This is a genomic window from Bacillus sp. MRMR6 (assembly GCF_001940785.1).
Taxonomy (GTDB): Bacteria; Bacillota; Bacilli; order Bacillales; family Cytobacillaceae; genus Neobacillus.
Genome location: NZ_MSLS01000036.1, coordinates 37,367 through 52,507 on the forward strand (window position 1 = coordinate 37,367; position 15,141 = coordinate 52,507).

At 38.5% G+C, this 15,141-nt stretch carries 17 protein-coding genes and 2 rRNA genes; 1 reads left to right on the forward strand and 18 read right to left on the reverse strand.

All coding sequences use genetic code 11. From position 1 onward, the window contains the following. Nucleotides 1-124 precede the first annotated feature (124 nt). From rsmA to metG, 5 genes are all read right to left on the reverse strand, one after another. The gene (gene rsmA / locus BTR25_RS22940; protein ID WP_075690317.1) at nt 125-1,003 is read right to left on the reverse strand and encodes a 16S rRNA (adenine(1518)-N(6)/adenine(1519)-N(6))-dimethyltransferase RsmA; all 879 of its coding nucleotides are present in this window, start codon (nt 1,001-1,003) and stop codon (nt 125-127) included. Beyond that, nucleotides 996-1,556, reverse strand: a complete 561-nt coding sequence (gene rnmV / locus BTR25_RS22945; RefSeq protein ID WP_075690318.1) for a ribonuclease M5 — start codon at nt 1,554-1,556, stop codon at nt 996-998. The genes rsmA and rnmV overlap by 8 nt, the downstream gene beginning before the upstream one ends. Nucleotides 1,557-1,753: 197 nt before the next feature. Continuing rightward, nucleotides 1,754-2,929, reverse strand: a complete 1,176-nt coding sequence (locus BTR25_RS22950; protein ID WP_075690319.1) for a G5 and 3D domain-containing protein — start codon at nt 2,927-2,929, stop codon at nt 1,754-1,756. 337 nt (nt 2,930-3,266) lie between these two features. Next, complete coding sequence (locus tag BTR25_RS22955) at nt 3,267-4,034, reverse strand: TatD family hydrolase (RefSeq protein ID WP_075690320.1); 768 nt, start codon at nt 4,032-4,034, stop codon at nt 3,267-3,269. Between the two features lie 156 nt (nt 4,035-4,190). Continuing rightward, nucleotides 4,191-6,173, reverse strand: coding sequence for a methionine--tRNA ligase (metG, locus tag BTR25_RS22960; RefSeq protein WP_075690321.1), 1,983 nt, complete (start codon nt 6,171-6,173; stop codon nt 4,191-4,193). A gap of 468 nt (nt 6,174-6,641) precedes the next feature. On the opposite strand from metG, the gene BTR25_RS22965 reads away from it, so the two are divergent. Beyond that, a complete protein-coding gene (locus BTR25_RS22965) occupies nt 6,642-6,926 on the forward strand; it encodes a transition state genes transcriptional regulator AbrB (protein WP_075690322.1) in 285 nt (94 codons plus the stop codon). Between the two features lie 39 nt (nt 6,927-6,965). Here BTR25_RS22965 and rsmI read toward each other — a convergent pair whose 3' ends face one another. The 13 genes from rsmI to BTR25_RS23025 all read right to left on the reverse strand — a co-directional run. Beyond that, nucleotides 6,966-7,847: a 16S rRNA (cytidine(1402)-2'-O)-methyltransferase gene (gene rsmI, locus BTR25_RS22970; protein ID WP_075690323.1), complete on the reverse strand. Its 882-nt coding sequence runs from the start codon at nt 7,845-7,847 to the stop codon at nt 6,966-6,968. Then, on the reverse strand, nt 7,825-8,010 hold the full coding sequence (locus BTR25_RS27840; protein ID WP_175596863.1) for a hypothetical protein: 186 nt from the start codon (nt 8,008-8,010) through the stop codon (nt 7,825-7,827). Before BTR25_RS27840 ends, rsmI begins: the two co-directional genes overlap by 23 nt. Beyond that, the gene (locus tag BTR25_RS22975; RefSeq protein WP_075690324.1) at nt 8,000-8,275 is read right to left on the reverse strand and encodes a GIY-YIG nuclease family protein; all 276 of its coding nucleotides are present in this window, start codon (nt 8,273-8,275) and stop codon (nt 8,000-8,002) included. Before BTR25_RS22975 ends, BTR25_RS27840 begins: the two co-directional genes overlap by 11 nt. Further along, nucleotides 8,265-9,002 (reverse strand): tRNA1(Val) (adenine(37)-N6)-methyltransferase, encoded by a 738-nt coding sequence (locus BTR25_RS22980; RefSeq protein WP_075690334.1) that lies wholly within the window; start codon nt 9,000-9,002, stop codon nt 8,265-8,267. Before BTR25_RS22980 ends, BTR25_RS22975 begins: the two co-directional genes overlap by 11 nt. A 76-nt stretch (nt 9,003-9,078) precedes the next feature. Then, the gene (yabA, locus tag BTR25_RS22985; protein ID WP_075690325.1) at nt 9,079-9,450 is read right to left on the reverse strand and encodes a DNA replication initiation control protein YabA; all 372 of its coding nucleotides are present in this window, start codon (nt 9,448-9,450) and stop codon (nt 9,079-9,081) included. 12 nt (nt 9,451-9,462) lie between these two features. After that, nucleotides 9,463-10,290: a PSP1 domain-containing protein gene (locus tag BTR25_RS22990; RefSeq protein WP_075690326.1), complete on the reverse strand. Its 828-nt coding sequence runs from the start codon at nt 10,288-10,290 to the stop codon at nt 9,463-9,465. Beyond that, on the reverse strand, nt 10,283-11,290 hold the full coding sequence (gene holB, locus BTR25_RS22995) for a DNA polymerase III subunit delta' (protein WP_075690327.1): 1,008 nt from the start codon (nt 11,288-11,290) through the stop codon (nt 10,283-10,285). Before holB ends, BTR25_RS22990 begins: the two co-directional genes overlap by 8 nt. A 28-nt stretch (nt 11,291-11,318) precedes the next feature. Beyond that, the gene (locus tag BTR25_RS23000; RefSeq protein WP_075690328.1) at nt 11,319-11,648 is read right to left on the reverse strand and encodes a cyclic-di-AMP receptor; all 330 of its coding nucleotides are present in this window, start codon (nt 11,646-11,648) and stop codon (nt 11,319-11,321) included. A gap of 186 nt (nt 11,649-11,834) precedes the next feature. Next, the gene (gene tmk / locus BTR25_RS23005; protein ID WP_075690329.1) at nt 11,835-12,464 is read right to left on the reverse strand and encodes a dTMP kinase; all 630 of its coding nucleotides are present in this window, start codon (nt 12,462-12,464) and stop codon (nt 11,835-11,837) included. Nucleotides 12,465-12,470: 6 nt separating this feature from the next. Then, nucleotides 12,471-13,934, reverse strand: a complete 1,464-nt coding sequence (locus BTR25_RS23010) for an aminotransferase class I/II-fold pyridoxal phosphate-dependent enzyme (RefSeq protein WP_075690335.1) — start codon at nt 13,932-13,934, stop codon at nt 12,471-12,473. 96 nt (nt 13,935-14,030) lie between these two features. Continuing rightward, nucleotides 14,031-14,231 carry a sigma factor G inhibitor Gin gene (locus BTR25_RS23015; protein ID WP_075690330.1) on the reverse strand — a complete coding sequence of 67 codons (201 nt, stop codon included), beginning with the start codon at nt 14,229-14,231 and terminating at the stop codon, nt 14,031-14,033. 431 nt (nt 14,232-14,662) lie between these two features. Further along, a 5S ribosomal RNA gene (rrf, locus tag BTR25_RS23020) occupies nt 14,663-14,779 on the reverse strand. 216 nt (nt 14,780-14,995) lie between these two features. Continuing rightward, nucleotides 14,996-15,141: ribosomal RNA gene (locus tag BTR25_RS23025) — 23S ribosomal RNA — on the reverse strand; the annotation flags it as partial.

Consider the following 15,141-nt stretch of genomic DNA (forward strand, 5'->3'; position numbering starts at 1 on the left):
CAATTAAACCATCATATGGCCTTTAAAGAATAGTTTCTTTTCATAGGCTATGCAACAGTCACATTAGGTGTGAGTAGTTGTGTTATATGATTGGGAAAAATAAAAAAATAGACCTATGCAAGGTCTATTTGAAGTAGGTATATAGTTCATCGCTTAGTTTTCCGAATTCTTGTAGGGAGAGTGTTTCGCCCCTTCTAGTTGGTTCAATTCCGGCAGAATTCAGGGCAGCTAGTACTTGTTCTTTTTTTTGCTTTCCGTCTGGGAGTTGGCTGGTCAGGTTATTAAGGATGGTTTTCCTTCTCTGAGCAAAGCTTGCCTTTGTGACTTGAAAGAAGAAGTTTTCATCCTGTACTTCGACTGCAGGAGTTTCCCGCCTTGTTAACCGAATAACCGCAGAATCTACATTCGGCTGAGGGACAAAAACTGTTTTAGGCACAATCATAACCGTTTCAGCCTTCGTGTAATACTGAACGGCAATCGAAAGTGAACCATAATCTTTTGTTCCTGGGCTCGCAGAGATTCGGTCCGCTACCTCCTTCTGAAGCATACAAACAATACCGCGGATTGGTAGTTTTTCCTCTAAAAGCTTCATAATGATCGGTGTTGTTACATAATACGGTAAATTAGCCACTACCATTAAGTCACTCATATCGGTAAACTCGGTATCAATTACCCCCTGAACATCCGCCGTTAATACATCTTGATGAATGATTTTAACATTATCATATGGAGAAAGCGTATCTGACAAGATTGGTAATAAACGCTGGTCAATTTCAAAGGCCACCACCTTTTTACTGCTCCTTGCCAGCTGCTCTGTTAGCGCTCCAATGCCAGGTCCAATTTCAATTGCACCTGTATTTTCGTTAACCTCTGAAAAATCTACAATTCTTCGTAAGATATTCGTATCGATTAAAAAATTCTGACCCAGACTTTTCTTAAAAGAAAAACCATATTTTTCTAAGATTGTTCTTGTTCTAATTGGTGTAGCAATATCTTTATTCATCCTGTTCCTCCTGAATGGCAACTGCAAGTGCTTCAGCAAATTCCTGTCTGCTAATTTGAAACATCATTAAACGTTTATGTAACTGTTTCCCATTTGTATAGCCAATTTTCAGCAGACTTCCTATACGTATTCTTCGTTCCTTTGATCCCGAACCGCCAATAAGTCCTGCAGTCAGTAAATCTTCCTGTGTAATCTCTTCAACGATCGCATCACGCATCATTTGTGCATCTCTTAAAGCCTCTTGAATGGCCTCAATAGATGCATGTTCGACACCAAGCCCTTTACCATTTTTAGCAATTGCTGCCTCCTTTGGTAAGAACGCATGCTTACAAGAGGGAACATTTTCGGCTATTATTTTCCTAATCTTCTCTCCTGGAAAATCTGGGTCGGTGAAAATAATGACCCCCCTTGTTTCGCTTGCCCTTTTTACTTGTGCAATGGTTGCACTATTTACTGCTGAACCATTGGTCTCAATAGTATCAGCATCTACAGCACGTTTTATAGCGGTTGTGTCATCCTTACCTTCCACAACAATGATTTCTTTAATCTTCATTTTTTCGAATCTCCGTATATTAAATTTATATAAAATTGAAAAAAACTTGAAACATTTTCGTAATGTCCATCGTCTATATTATTGAAACCATTCATATCATTATATTAAAGAAATTAACATTCACCCATGTTGTAAGTATAAAGAAAGTTGACCAAAAAGCAAAATGCAGAGGCCAAAATCCTCTGCATTGTGATAGCTTATTTTAATATCTTGATTTTCACCTGTCTTACTCCCCAGCGGAAGGCTTCTGCTTTTGTCGGAAAGAAAACATCAATTTTATTTCCCTTTATACTAGAACCTGTATCACCTGCTATCGCATAGCCATAGCCTTCAACATACACTTTTGTTCCTAGCGGAATGATAGAAGGATCCACTGCAATTACTTTTATGTTAGGGTTTGCACGCAAATCAATACCTGTAGCTGTTGTTCCTGAACAGCCGTTACAATATGCTGTATAAGCAGTTGTAGTTACGTAAAATTCAGTACCAGTTTCTTCACCACGAGATACTTGATATGCCACTTCCTTCGTACCGACAGCCACAACTTTATCCTGTTTCTCTTTAATCTGTTGCTCACTAATAAGTTGTCTTGATACCTCTATACCATTTTCAAAAACAACCTCGTATTCTCTAGTAACAAGACCTTGCATTCCTGGCGTAATTGTCTTTTCTTGTCCTTTTTCTAAACTGCTATCCTTTTTGGTGATGACGGCAAATTGTACTGGTTCTTCCACTACATCGGTGACTTTTTCTACTCGGATGACGTTGATAACCCCATCCTTTTTGACTGTCTGTACTAGTGACGGTTCAACTCGGTCAAGTTCATTTAAGTTAATGCCCTGCTGTGTTAAAAAGTCAGCGACCGTAGCCGAAGTGGACCAAACTTGCTGCTCTTTTCCGCCGTCAACTAAGATAAGATTAAAAGCAAAATCAATATCTACTTTCATCTTACTTTTAAGGATTGCATGCGGATCTGGTGATATCTTATCATGTTCGTTCAATACAATTCTCTGCTCTGTTAAAAGCTCAGCAACCGTACCTGCTGTTGTCCAAATCGTTTTCTTCTCGTTGTCTTTCACAATATGAACCTGTTTCGCTTGTTTCCAGACAATCTCTTCGTTGTCCTTCACCAAGGCATTAGCCGAGGGATACAAGTAATCTTTTGAGTTTACTGCTAATTCTAGTTCAGCAAATAAAGCCTTCACCGTTTTTGCATGTGTTTTAACTGTTTTTTGTTCCCCATTTAGCGTCAACGTTACGATCTTCTTGGATCCTTCATAATAAGAAAATCCTAAGGTTGCAGTTAAAACTAGCAAACTAGCACAAATAATGACCAATCGTTTACTCAAAAGCTTCGAAAACAGGCTTTTCATGTTTTGGATTACGATGAAAAACGCCTCCTTTTCTCGGCACACAAGAAAGATAAAAGCTATCCTTCCTGCTACACATAAGTGCAGGCACACCATGATTATCGCCCTCTAATAAGGACATTACAGGTGTATCTACTTATAAAGATGTTCGAGAAACATGCATTTGGCTGTCAACCCTTGCATTTGTTGTGAACGTATAACTTATTATGCATAAAGTTGGGAAATTTGCAAAGCAAAACTTCTCGACACGGTTATCCTATGTTGAAAAGGAGACATGTAGAACTTTAAGTTAAATGAATCAATTTGGACAGGCTTCCTCTAACTTCGACATACTCTGATATCATTTTATGTCGAATATTTTTTTGGCATTGCGTGTCGTTTCGATTGCCACTTCTTCTAAGGATATCCCCTTTATTTCGGCAATTTGTTCAGCTACTAATTTTACATATGATGGTTCATTTCGCTTTCCACGATGTGGATGCGGTGTTAAATAAGGGCAATCGGTTTCAATTAACAACTTATCTAAAGGAATTGCAGCAGCAACTTCCTTCGGTTTTTTTGCATTCTTAAAGGTAACCGGCCCACCTAGGGAGATATAAAAATTCATATTCACGCATTCTTTAGCAATTTCTGCACTACCGCTGAAACAATGCATAATCCCCCCTACTTCTTCAGCGCCTTCCTCCCTTAAGATTTCAACAATATCAGCAGTTGCCTCTCTATTATGGATGACAATCGGTAATTTTACCTTTTTAGCTAATTGGATTTGCTTGCGGAAAACACTCTTTTGAATCTCCTTCGGGGACTTATCCCAGTGATAATCCAGCCCCATTTCTCCGATTGCCACGACCTTAGGATGGGCAGCTAGTTCTTCAATCCAAATTAAATCTGCCTCAGTCATATCAATCGCATCTACAGGATGCCATCCTACACAGGCATAGATAAATTCATAGTTTTCAGCTAGTTCCATTGCCTTCTCAATGGTAGGGCGATCAAAACCGACTACCACGATATTTGAAACTCCCTCTTCCTGAGCTCGTTCGATAACCTCCTGTAAATCCTCATTGTATTGCTCCGCATTTAAATGTGCGTGTGTATCAAATAACATAGCAAAAAACTCCTTATTTTTTGTCGAATAAGTAATAATCTAGTTGAGTGGTATCGAAAAATGTTACACGTGAAACATTCTACAAAAGCGCAAGTGCCCTGTTTAGCGGCGTTTGGAAAAGCAAAAGAGCCTTTAAAAGGCTCTTTTTGCTTGAGTTTACTTCACCTTTGATCCGTTTGGAAGCGTTTGGTCCACTGTCGCTACAGAAAGAACCCCATCCTTTGAACCGGCTAATATCATACCTTGGGAAAGTTCACCGCGAAGTTTCACTGGCTTTAAGTTGGTAATGCAAATAACCTTTTTACCAACCAAATCCTCTGGCTTATAATATTGCGCAATTCCAGAAACAACTTGCCGTTTCTCATAGCCAAGGTCAAGCTGCAGCTTTAATAGCTTATCTGCTTTTTTAATAGGTTCTGCCTGAATGACTTCCGCTACACGTAAATCAATTTTCATAAAGTCATCAATCGCAATTTCTTCAGTTGTTTCAAGCTTTTCTTCCTTTTTCTCTTCCTTCTTTTCCACAGAAGCTGGTGCTGTACCTTCCATTTTGGTGCGGATGTATAGAACTTCTTCTGCTATTTCAAGGCGTGGGAATAATGGATTTCCTTTCGACACTTTCGTTCCACTTGGTATAGCACCAAGTTGGTCTAAACTTTCCCAAGTTTTCAATTCAGCTGCCTGAACACCTAATTGCTCAAAGATGCCATTCGGGGTACGGGTTAGGAACGGTTGAAGCAAAACTGCAACCCGTCTTAATGATTCCGCTAGATGGCTCATCACACTGGCAAGTTCTTTCGTATTTTCTTCTGTTTTCGCTAAAGCCCATGGTTTTGTTTCATCAATGTACTTATTTGTCCGGCTCACTAACTGCCAGATAGTAGTTAAAGCAACCGAGAACTCCATCTTTTCCATAGCCTCTTCATATTTAGCAACGGTCTCTTGGTTCATTTGCAGCAATGACTCATCAAATTCTGTTATTGATCCTGAATAGGTAGGAATGACACCATTGAAATATTTATCAATCATGGCAACCGTCCGATTTAATAGGTTGCCAAGATCGTTAGCCAAATCAAAGTTAATTCTTTCTACAAACCCTTCTGGCGTAAATACTCCATCTGCTCCAAATGGTACTTCTCGTAATAGATAATAACGAAGTGCATCTAGACCATACCGGTCAATTAGGGTAACAGGATCCACCACATTACCTTTTGATTTTGACATTTTTCCATCCTTCATTAATAACCAACCATGTGCAAACACCTTTTTAGGGAGAGGCAGATCGAGTGCCATTAACATAATTGGCCAATATATGGTATGGAAACGAACAATTTCTTTGCCAACTAAGTGGACATCAGCTGGCCAGTAATTTAAGTATTTACTATCATTCTCTGTTCCATAGCCAAGTGCTGTAATATAGTTTGATAAGGCATCTATCCATACATAAATAACATGCTTTGGATCTCCAGGTACCTTTACACCCCAATCAAAGGTAGTTCGGGAAACAGCTAAATCCTCTAGTCCGGGTTTGATGAAGTTGTTTACCATCTCATTCTTACGAGATTCAGGCTGGATAAAGTCTGGATTTTCTTCGTAATGTTTCAGTAGGCGCTCAACATATTTACTCATTTTAAAGAAATATGACTCTTCTTTTACAGTCTCAACTGATCTCCCGCAGTCTGGGCAGTTCCCTTCTTGCAGCTGTCTCTCAGTATAAAAAGATTCACAGGGGGTACAGTACCAGCCTTCATATTGATCAAGATATATATCACCTTGCTCAACTAGTTTTGCAAAAATTTTCTCCACGGCTTGTTTGTGCCGCTCATCGGTAGTCCGGATAAAGTCATCATAAGATATATCAAGCTTCTGCCATAATTCTTTTATTCCATCGACAATACCATCCACATATTGCTGAGGAGTAAGTCCGCTTTCTTCAGCCTTTCGCTGAATTTTCTGTCCATGTTCGTCGGTCCCAGTTAGATACATAACATCATAACCGCGTAATCGTTTGTAACGGGCCATCGCGTCACCTGCAACAGTTGTATAAGCGTGACCAATATGTAAATTACCGCTCGGATAGTAGATTGGTGTTGTAAGGTAAAAAGTCTTCAATTTCTCTTCCATTTGAACCCTCCTAATAAAGGTAACATCTATATCTATTAAATCATTATTGCCTGTTTTTCGCTATTCATAATGTTTTTCCTAATAATAAAGCTACATTAATTTTTCCTGTTGCTGTAACTCCCATTTTTTATATTTTATTTTACTCAATTACTCCCCCCACAAACAATAGATTTCTGTCGAATAATATCCAGGTGAACCAAACGCATTATGTCGAATTATGTCGGATAACTAAAAAGCGAAATATTATCCAAATTTCATGTGGAATACCAGTTATACCTTATTTCAACTGTTTACACATAAGATATTATGTTGATATATCAATATTTTAGACAAAAAGGTAAAAATTCCTATTACTTTTTAATATAAAATAATTGACGGATTTGGGAATGGCTGGTATTATAAAAATATAAAAACATTGTCGAATATTGACGAATATAGATAGAAAAATAATCATTATACAAGTTTGAGAGGAGAAATTTTAAAATGAAATCTACAGGTATTGTTCGTAAAGTTGATGAATTAGGTCGTGTGGTTATTCCAATCGAATTAAGACGTACCCTTGGTATTGCAGAAAAGGATGCACTAGAAATCTATGTTGATGACGAGCGTATCATCCTTAAAAAGTACAAGCCTAATATGACTTGCCAAGTAACTGGTGAAGTTTCTGACGATAATCTAGCTCTTGCAGGCGGAAAGTTAATTCTTAGCCGTGAAGGTGCAGAGAAATTAGTAGAAGAAATCCAAAACTCATTTGCAGCTGTTAAATAATAACATATAAGCTTCTCCAAATTGGAGAAGCTTTTTTATTTATTCATCTACATGGTAGGCGTGGTATACATCTCTTTTATTTATGTCCCGGTCTTTTGCTGTTTGTTTGATGGCATCCTTTGAGGTAAGGTTTCTTTCATGAATATAATGGTTTACATGATTCTTGATCTCCATTCCCTCCCACCAGCTAGTTTCTTCCTTACTTAAATCTTGGTCATCAGTTCCTTCAATGATTATACAGAATTCTCCGCGAACTTCATCTTGATTCGCCCATTCAATCATTTCTTCAATTGTCCCTCTAATAAATTCCTCGAATTTCTTTGTTAACTCACGACATAACGCAATTTTACGATTCCCTAGCACATCAAACATAATATTCAATGTTTCTTTTAACCGATGTGGTGATTCATAAAAAATCAAGGTTGCTGTTTGTTTCCTTAGGACTTCTAATTCCAGCCTCTTCTCTTTTTTATTTCGGGCTAAAAAGCCATAAAAATAAAACGGCTGGCAGCTGAGGCCTGAGGCAATTAACGACGTTAGGGCTGCATTTGCACCAGGAAGAGGTACTACTGTCACTCTCTCCTTTACAGCAGCAACAACTAGTTCATATCCAGGGTCAGAGATCGTGGGCATTCCGGCATCACTAACTAAAGCTACCTTCAATCCTGCCTGAACCTTCTCAATAAGCTTCTCACCGCTAGCTTCTTTATTATGCTCATGGTAACTCACAACAGGTGTTTGAATTTCATAATAATTGCACAGCTTCCTTGTGTTTCTTGTATCTTCAGCAGCAATTAAATCGGCTTCTTTTAAAATTCTAATTGCTCTAAAACTCATATCTTCCAAGTTGCCTATTGGAGTTGGTACAAGATAGAGTATTCCTTTATCCTTCTCATTTTCAAAGCTCTTCTGCTGCCACATTGTTACCACCCGTTTCTTTATAGAATAGCGGAAGGCGTCCGTTAATCGACGACCAGCAAAAGACGAACCAGCCAGCATGAAGGTTGCTCTTTAACCTTCTTGACGGATGGGCTTTTGACCTCGAGCCGATGGCGCCTGGAGCTAGACAATTCTCAAAGTTCAAGTTCTATACATTCTTTGCTCTTTAAGAACTCCAGCTTTTTCTTTCTCGTCAACCTTTTAAAACAGATCTCCGCTTTTAAAGCCTCGCTCTTATCTGTAAATTCCTTGTAATAGGTTAATTTAACTGGGCCTCTGCCACGTGTATATTTAGCACCTTTTCCTTCATTATGTACCTTTAAACGCCGTTCGAGATTGTTCGTATAACCGCCATAGAAACTTCCATCCCTGCAGGTTAAGACATAGAAATAATGTTCTTTATTCTCCATATAAAATTTCTCTTATTTCAGACGTATATTCATCGTTTTCATTATAAACAAATAGCGGCGCAAGAATTTTTAAATCAGGATTGCCATCCTTTATTGCTTCTACTAGCAGTGTATTGGCTTCCTTTCCTTGTTTCGGATAGACTAACTGAATCCGTTTTGGTTCGAGGCGATACTTTCTCATTAAGGTAATGATATCTAATAGCCGGCTTGGGCGATGAACAAATGCCACCTTTCCTCCCTGTCTTACTAATTGGCTCGATGCTTTAATAGCATCTTCAAGTGTACAAAGAATCTCATGACGTGCAATTGCCAAATATTCGTTTGGATTTACTTCCTCTTTTGAAGGTGTCACAAAGTAAGGAGGATTGCAGGTTACCACATCAAATTTGCCAAACCCTAATACTTTGGGCATATCCTTAATGTCCCCGTTAATCATATGTAATCGATTCTGAAGTTGATTATATTCAATACTTCTAATGGCCATATCATAGAGGCGTTCTTGAATCTCAACACCGGTAATCTGTCCTTTTGTTCGCGCACTTAAAAATAATGGAATGACGCCATTGCCACTACATAAATCGAGAATATTGCCTCTTTGAATCGGAACATAGACAAACCTTGATAGTAATACAGCATCTAGAGAAAAGGAGAATACAGTGGGACTTTGGATGATTCTAAGTTGTTCTGCAAGCAAATAGTCTAACCGCTCATCTTCTTTCAAATTTATCATATGCTAAAAAACCTCTTTTTCTAGGAGTTCTATCTTATAAAAAGAGCCTTCCATGTAAAGGAAGGCCTTAGGATTATTTCTTATTTAGAAAAGATAAACAAAATAAACAATCGCCTTCTTTACGTAAGCTTCCAAAATGCAGGTTACATATATGGAAGCCTTCCTGATATAGACGGGCAAGATTATCATATCCTTCTCCCACATCTAAAACTTTATCGCCAGAGGCGGCACGAGGGTCTTTGCCCTTTTTTTGTTTTTCTTCCTTCTTTTCCTTTTCCGTAGTTACATCTAAACGGCGTCGCAAATGGTCATTCTCGAGCTTTAAATAATGATTTTCTTCTAGTATCTCAGCTAAATGCTGCTTTAATTCGCCGAGCTGTTGGTAAAGATGGCCAATCTGCGTTTCCATATTACTAACTGATTCGAATATCTCTTTTTTATCCACGTCTTCCACCTCTTAATCTGTGGATTGTATAGAAAAGGCACCCTCTTTTATGATTTCCTCCAATGTATACTCCAGAACCTGTTCCTGTTCTTTAAGTTCCACCTGAAGTACCCGCCCTAATAAATTCAGTCCTACTACCTTTCCTTTGCCTTGCGGAGTCATAATTATTTCTCCTAAGTCAGGAAGCTGTTCCTTTGCTGCTTCATATTCATCATTTTCATATTTCAAACAGCACATAAGCCTTCCACATAAACCTGAAATTTTAGTAGGATTTAAGGAAAGGTTTTGATCCTTCGCCATCTTAATCGAAACAGGGTCAAAGTCGCCTAGGAAGGTAGAACAGCATAGCATCCTTCCACATGGGCCTATACCCCCCAGCATCTTTGCTTCGTCTCTAACTCCAATTTGGCGTAACTCGATTCTTGTCCGAAAAATAGCGGCCAGATCCTTAACCAAATCACGGAAATCCACTCTGCCATCCGCTGTAAAATAGAAAATAATTTTATTTCGATCAAATGTATATTCAACATCCACTAGTTTCATATCCAGCTGATGTTCACTAACTTTTTCACTACAAACTTCGTATGCTTCTTGGGCCGCTTGTTTATTTTCATCAACGATCATTCGATCCTTATGGTCCGCAACTCTGACAACTTTTTTAAGAGGGAGGACTACATCGTTTTCCTCTACCTGTTTACGGGCAATAACTGCCCTGCCGTATTCTACGCCTCTTACAGTTTCAACAATTACAAAGTCATCTTTTTCAATAGAGAGGTCCCCAGGATCAAAATAATAGATTTTACCTGCTTTTTTAAAGCGTACTCCTACAACATCATACAAATGAAGATCCCTCCTGCAATTTTAACACAAGCTCTTCCATCATTAACTGAGGGTTCATATTGGCCCCAAGCTTTCTTTTTGCCTCGAGAATCGCTGACATTTGATCCGATAAGCGCCGTCCGGATGCCTTAAGAGCAAACTGCTTTAACCGTTCACCTTCAGCCTTAAAAACGATTTGCTCCTGCTTGTCTAATTGTATATATAATAAATCCTTAAAAATAAGAAGTAAAAGGTCTAAACCACGATTAATCTGTTCTTTATCTTTAAAGTGTGAAAACCAATCACCTTGAAGTGTTACCATAGCCTCTAAAGGATTTTTCTCCAACACCTCATATAATTTTAACACTATTTTTTGGGCTTGTGCAAACCAATCATCGACATTTAATTCGTATGCCTCATCCAGACTATTCGTCAGCTGGGCCAATAGTGGCGCCACACGCGAATCCACACCATTTTCAACTAACTGATTAATCATTGCCCGGGAGGATAATGGCCTAAAAGGTAAAATTTGGCAGCGAGAAAGGATGGTTGGTAATAGCTGCTGTGGTTGTTCTGTTACTAGAAAAGCAACTGTCTGTGAGTTTGGTTCCTCTAAGAACTTTAGCAGACTATTGGCAGCACTCACACTCATTTTATCTGCATGGTGGATCATATAAACCTTCCGCGATGACTCTACCCCTTTTTTTGCAAACTCCCCTTGCAGGTCTTGTATCTGCTGTTTTTTTATTGATAGTCCATCAGGCTCTACCTTATGGACGTCTGGATGATTACCACTATTTATTCTCCGGCAATTATGGCAGGCTTCACATGGTTTATATCTCTCTATAAGAAAATCACAAAAGAGAGTTTTGGTAATCAGTAAACCAATTTCTCTCTTTCCAGTTCCTCTTATACCCTCAAGCAGATAGGCATGAGCAATCCGATTTTTTAATACACTGTTCTTCAGCATTTTTAATACTGTTGGCTGAAGTTCTTCTAGTTGATCCCATGATTTAACCATGCTTATCACCGCTTACTTTAGTACTTTTTTAAAAATGTAGGAATTGTTCAATTGGGAGAACGAATACAGTTGCTCCTCCAACCTCAACTTCAACTGGATACGGAACAAATGAATCTGCATTTCCGCCCATGGGTGAAACAGGCGCAACTAATTGCTCGCGTGACCGGCAGTTATCTTTAATAATTTGCAGTGCACGATCAACTCGAATGTCTTCCGTTCCAATCATGAAAGTAGTATTGCCGGATTTTAAAAAACCACCTGTACTAGCAAGCTTCGTTGCTCTAAAATTATTATCTACTAAGGCCTTTGATAACCGATTGCTATCTTGGTCCTGAATAACAGCGATGATTAGTTTCATCCAACCAGTCCCTTCCTATAGTCAGCTTTTGTATTAACTATATTATAACAGGTATTATGGCTGCTTACATGGATATTCGACAGGGAACAGAGATCAATTTTGGAAAAAGCGGCTACTTAGAGTGCCTAATTTTACTTTCCAGCATAAAGCACAGGATATTTAGCTTCTAAATAAGAAAAAAAGCCCTTATAGGCTTCCTTTCGTTAATTTCCGTTCTAGAATTTTTATTGTTTTTTTATAGACCATTTCTAGTGATTCCGATGCGTCGATTTCTACCATTCTATTCGGAAAACGGTCTAATAGGATTTTATATCCCTCTCTTACCTTACTGTGGAATTCTAAATCTTCAAGGTCTAATCGGTTTATTTCTCTTCCTTTATTACTATTGATTCGCTTTAACCCTAACTCAGGTTCAATATCAAAGTAAATAGTCAGGTCAGGCATCATCTGTTCAATAGCAAACTGGTTAATTGTAAACACTTCATCTATTCCTAAACCTCTTGCATGCCCCTGATAGGCCAAAGAACTGTCTACAAACCGATCACATAGAATGATTTTCCCTTCCTCTAATGCTGGTTTTACCTTTTCAACCAGATGCTGTCTCCTTGCTGCTGCATATAGCAGGGCCTCTGTTCGAGCATCCATCGATGTGTTTCCTTTATCTAAAATGACATTCCTGATTTGTTCTGCAATGTCAATCCCGCCTGGTTCACGCGTTATTAACGCCTCTTCGAAGTATTCTGCAACCATATTTATAATAGTTGTTTTACCTGCACCTTCTGGGCCTTCAAATGTAATAAAATATCCTGTTGTCATTTTCAATTAACCTCCAAAAGCTGTTGTTTCTATAAAAACTTTTAATAATCCCTTATCTAATAGCAACCCGCCATGAAAACGGGACCCGCCCCCTACTAACCGATTTAAGTGGATTATTTTTTCCTCCGTAATCTGCTCACCCCGCTGCAATAATGGAATGCCAGGTGGGTAAGGAATGATTGTCTCCGCACAGACTTTTCCCTCTGCTTCGTCAATTGGTACTTCCTTCGTCTCATATTTAGCCATTTCACTGAATGGAATTGCTAATTCTGAAATTCTGGTATCGATCGTCATAACCATTTCTTCGCGAACATGTTCAATTTTTATATCAGCTAATACTCTTTTGATTTTCATTATTGTTTCATCAATAGGGTATACATGATTTTCCTTTAATAAAGGAAAGATGAATAAAACATTATAGGAATCTGCTAGTTCAGTATATATTCCTTCCTTTTCAAGGAGCTTTTGCAACTCAAATCCACTTAACCCTGATTTAGATTGAATAGTAATTTTTAAAAGATCACCTATTTTTGATGGAAAATCTAACACTTCAATACTTGGTATAACTGCTAACTCTTTTTTAAATCGTGCAATTTCTTTATTTAAAAAATCACAATCTGCTTTTTTATAAGAAGATAAGTAGTGTCTTGCTAAATCAAGTGAAGCCATAATCGGGTAGGATGGACTGCTTGATTGGAACATCTGCAGGTACTCTCTGATTTTATCTATGCTAACGAGGTCACTGTTAACATGCATGTAAGAGCCCATCGTCATCGCCGGTAGTGTTTTATGTGCTGATTGGACCACAACATCTGCTCCACATTGTATAGCCGAAGCAGGAAAAGGTTCGCCGACGATTAAATGTGAACCATGCGCCTCATCGACTAATACAGGAATATTATAAAGGTGAGCGAGTTTGCTTATTTCTTTTAAATCACTTACCAAACCGTAATAATTCGGATAGGTTAATATGATCGCCTTTGCTGATGGAAACCTAGAGAAAGCTTGTTCAACCGTATCTAAACTAACACCTGAAGCAATTTTCCAGTGGTGAACGAAGTCAGGATCTAAAAAAACAGGTCGAACTTTGGCTAAATTTAATGCATTTAATACAGATTTATGGCAATTTCTTTGTACAAGTATTAGATCATCCTGCTCACATGCTGCCATAATCATGGCAAGGTTCCCGACTGTCGAACCATTTATTAGAAAGAAACTTTTCTTCACCTGGTATAGTTCAGCTAAGAGCTCTTCTGCCTCTTGAATGATGCCATCTGGAGAATGTAAGTCATCCAAACCTGTTATTTCAGTGGCATCTATTTTAAGAACATCTTTAAAGTAATTCTCTTCCTCTGGACGGTGCTGAAGGAGCACCCCGTACTTATGTCCTGGTACATGGAAGGAAGTGGGTCTGCTGTTCCTATGTTTTATTAAAGCCTCAAATATGGGCATTCTGTTTTGATTTTTCATCTTTTCATACTCCTTTAAGAGTCTCATTTATTTTAACAAAAAACAAAGGGCTCTACCCCCTTCTTTGCAAAAAAATAAAGCCCTTAATAGGACTTATTAGGAAAAAATTTCTGGTGTGGTAATCTTTCTTAGCTGCCGCAAGAAATATTTATATTTTGGGTCATGCGTTTCTGTATGAATTAAATCACTTTCGCACTCGGTACAGATAAAAGACGTATATAAATAGATTCCTTTGGGTTTTAAATCCTCACAGATAACACATGTTTTCGGAAATTCGTTATGTGCTGCTGAACTCAATCCCACCACCTCCACAGACCTAGTGTTACCTTTTTCGTAGAATTGTATACAATCTTTAGAATTATCTCTTCCTAGAATTCCTCGTTATTATCCTATGTAGCAAATTGCATTTGGGTGTATGTCTAGTGTCGATTTCTTTAAAAACACTTCGTACTTTTTGACGAATAAGCTAATATTTCTTGTACATTATTTCCCGGACAAGGAACTGGTTAGGTAAGAGGTTGTTTTGTGTTTTGTTGTGTTTTTATTGTTATTTTGGATATCTCTTAAAGAAATACTATAAGTGACCTTTTCCTCACTATTCTTTGGCAAACAGGTTACTTATCACCACTCCCTCTTTTACTTATCTTTGGCAAAGTGGTCACAAATAACTTAGCTACGTTACTCAACTGAAAAAAAAGACAACCCTATTAAGGATTGTCTTTTCATTTGCCTGGCAACGTCCTACTCTCACAGGGGCGCCTGCCCCAACTACCATCGGCGCTGAGAAGCTTAACTTCCGTGTTCGGTATGGGAACGGGTGTGRCCTTCTCGCCTTAATTACCAGACTATTTWAGTTTGAGGTTTCATTCCCTCAAAACTAGATAATGTAGAAGAAGTTTTGTAAAACCRAGTTCACCTTACTCATATTGCTATGTTTTGTCCAGCTTCGGCTCCTAACTCTTCTTTCGTTTCGGTCCGTCTCTACAAATCCAAAGTGAAGGATTTGTAGTGCCGGCCCTCCAACGCCTCTCAGAGTTGAACAGTCGCCTACGCTTTTCTATTTGGTTAAGTCCTCGAACGATTAGTATCAGTCAGCTCCACACGTCACCGCGCTTCCACCTCTGACCTATCAACCTGATCATCTTTCAGGGTTCTTACTAGCTTGCGCTATGGGAAATCTCATCTTGAGGGGGGCTTCATGCTTAGA

Bases quoted from the DNA above. Each gene is read 5' to 3' on its own strand.
- rsmA (WP_075690317.1), bottom strand. From the start codon at position 1,003: ATGAATAAAGATATTGCTACACCAATTAGAACAAGAACAATCTTAGAA.
- rnmV (WP_075690318.1), bottom strand. From the start codon at position 1,556: ATGAAGATTAAAGAAATCATTGTTGTGGAAGGTAAGGATGACACAACC.
- BTR25_RS22950 (WP_075690319.1), bottom strand. From the start codon at position 2,929: ATGAAAAGCCTGTTTTCGAAGCTTTTGAGTAAACGATTGGTCATTATT.
- BTR25_RS22955 (WP_075690320.1), bottom strand. From the start codon at position 4,034: ATGTTATTTGATACACACGCACATTTAAATGCGGAGCAATACAATGAG.
- BTR25_RS22965 (WP_075690322.1), top strand. From the start codon at position 6,642: ATGAAATCTACAGGTATTGTTCGTAAAGTTGATGAATTAGGTCGTGTG.
- rsmI (WP_075690323.1), bottom strand. From the start codon at position 7,847: ATGTGGCAGCAGAAGAGCTTTGAAAATGAGAAGGATAAAGGAATACTC.
- BTR25_RS22975 (WP_075690324.1), bottom strand. From the start codon at position 8,275: ATGGAGAATAAAGAACATTATTTCTATGTCTTAACCTGCAGGGATGGA.
- holB (WP_075690327.1), bottom strand. From the start codon at position 11,290: ATGGTTAAATCATGGGATCAACTAGAAGAACTTCAGCCAACAGTATTA.
- BTR25_RS23000 (WP_075690328.1), bottom strand. From the start codon at position 11,648: ATGAAACTAATCATCGCTGTTATTCAGGACCAAGATAGCAATCGGTTA.
- tmk (WP_075690329.1), bottom strand. From the start codon at position 12,464: ATGACAACAGGATATTTTATTACATTTGAAGGCCCAGAAGGTGCAGGT.
- BTR25_RS23010 (WP_075690335.1), bottom strand. From the start codon at position 13,934: ATGAAAAATCAAAACAGAATGCCCATATTTGAGGCTTTAATAAAACAT.